Origin of the sequence: Streptomyces swartbergensis (assembly GCF_002148965.1) — a bacterium.
GTDB classification, from domain to species: domain Bacteria; phylum Actinomycetota; class Actinomycetes; order Streptomycetales; family Streptomycetaceae; genus Streptomyces; species Streptomyces swartbergensis.
Genome location: NZ_NGFN01000640.1, coordinates 1 through 1994 on the forward strand (window position 1 = coordinate 1; position 1994 = coordinate 1994).

Here is a 1994-nt window from a genome sequence, read left to right on the forward strand (position 1 = left end):
GCGTCCTGGACCGGGGCGGCACCGGGCAGCGGCGTGTGGGCACGGTCGGCGGGCGTGCGCGGGGTGAGCGTGAGGGTGAAGCCCTCGGGCTTGAGGGTGAGGGTCTCCTTGACGTGGAGCCGGTAGTCGGCGTGGTCGCTCAGCCGGTAGCGGTGGACGAGCATGGCCAGCAGCATGGTCGCCTCGTGCAGGGCGAACTGCCGTCCGATGCAGGCACGCTCACCGGTGCCGAACGGCTTGAAGGCGTGCACCGGTCGTTCCGCCTCCGCTTCGGGCGTGAAGCGGGAGGGGTCGAACAGCTCGGGGTTGTCGCCCCAGACGGGCTGTCGGTGCAGCATCGGCGTGAGCACCAGGGCGGACTGCCCGGCGCGCAGCGGGATGCGGCCGCCGAGCAGCGTGTCCTCGCGGGCCTCCCGGGCGAAGACGGCGGCCGTGGGCCACAGCCGGAGCGCCTCGTTGAGGACCTGGCGCGTGTAAGTCAGCCGACCGATCTCGTCGTACGTCGGCTCGGGGTCGTCCTGGTCGCCCCACAGCTCGTCGACCTCGCGCCGCACCAGCTGGAGCGCGGTGGGGTGCTTGGCGAGGTAGTACAGGGCGAAGGACATGGCGCCGGAGGTGGTCTCGTGGCCGGCGATCAGGAAGGTGATGACCTGGTTGCGGATGTTGGCGGCGTCGAGCGTGCTGCCGTCGGCGGGGTGCTCGGCGGTGAGCATGAGGCCGAGGAGGTCGTCGGCCTGGCTCTGGCCGGTGCCGGTGCGGGCGGCGATGACGTCGTCGACGACCTGGGCGAGGTAGGCGGAGTCATCGCGGAAGGCCGCGTCCTGCGCCGAGTTAGTCCTGGCCCGGGACGCGCGCGAGGCGGGTCATGCTCCACTCCAGGCAGCGGACCATCGACTCGACGAAGGGGTGCGGTTCGGCCCGCTCGAAGGAGCCGAAGTCGTAGCCGAACCCGGCCAGTCCGATGGTGTCGAGCGTCATGCGGGTCATGTCGCCGGGCACGTCGACGGGCTGCCCGGCGCGGGCGTCGCGGTCCCAGGACGCGATGAGCCTGCGGGCCACCTTCAGCATCACGGGGTGGTAGGTCCGCATCGAGCCCAGCGCGAAGGCGGGCATGAGGATGTCGTGCGCCTTGGCCCAGTTCGGCTCGTCGTTGTAGGCGGTGAACAGGCCGTCGGCGGCGAACTCGCGGACGTTCTCCAGGCCGGGCCCGATGTGCTTGGCGAACCGCTGCTCGTCCGCGAGTTCGGCCACGAGGTCCAGGTCGCCCACGAACAGGGTGTCGCGTCCGTACAGCCGCCGCCCGAACACGGGCCCGTGCTCGCGCATCAGGTCCATGGCCTGCTGGACGGGCGCGTCGCCGGGTCCGGTGCCGGAGATGTCGGCGACGGGGACGCCGGGGAGGTCGGCTGCGGGCCGGGGGGTCTGTGCGGTGGGGCGCATGACGCGACAACTGCCTTTCGCGGTACGGAAGTACTGCGGTCCAGCGTGATCCACGGGACCCTGCGGGCCGTGCCGCGGTCCTACATGATTGTGTAGTACATGCAGATGCGTCGCCCTTGCGCGGGGGCGGCCCGATGTGGCAGGAGACGCTCGTGGACCAGGCCCGGCAGGAGGCCGTGACATGGCGCAACCGCGCCCTGCTCTTCTTCGACCGGGTCGCGATGCCGGTCGCGGTGTGCGACGTGTACGGCGCGGTGCTGCTCGCCAATCCGGCGATGGCCGCGGAGTGCGGTACGACGCCGGGGCGGCTGCGCGGCCGTGACGTGCTGGACCTGTTCAGCCCGCGGGAGGCCACGCAGGTGGAGCGCATCGCCCAGGCCCTGCGGCTGCGGCACCGCTCGCGCTACCAGGTGTCGGTGCGCTGGCGGGCCCCCGGGGGCGCGGAGCGGTACGGGGAGCTGACGGCGGACCCGGTGAGCGACACGGCGGAGGACACACCGGCGCTGCTGGTGATGCTGCGCGTGGACGGCGAACGCGCCCCCTCCCCCGCCCCG

1 protein-coding gene and 1 pseudogene are annotated in these 1994 nt (G+C 72.4%); one reads left to right on the forward strand and one right to left on the reverse strand.

Annotated elements, in window-relative coordinates; translation table 11 throughout:
* Nucleotides 1-1440: pseudogene (locus CA983_RS43135) on the reverse strand (cytochrome P450); the annotation flags it as partial.
* A 134-nt stretch (nt 1441-1574) separates the two neighbouring features.
* Between CA983_RS43135 and CA983_RS43140 the strand changes: the two are divergent.
* On the forward strand, nt 1575-1994 hold a 420-nt coding region (locus tag CA983_RS43140; protein ID WP_425276516.1), incomplete at its 3' end, for a PAS domain S-box protein.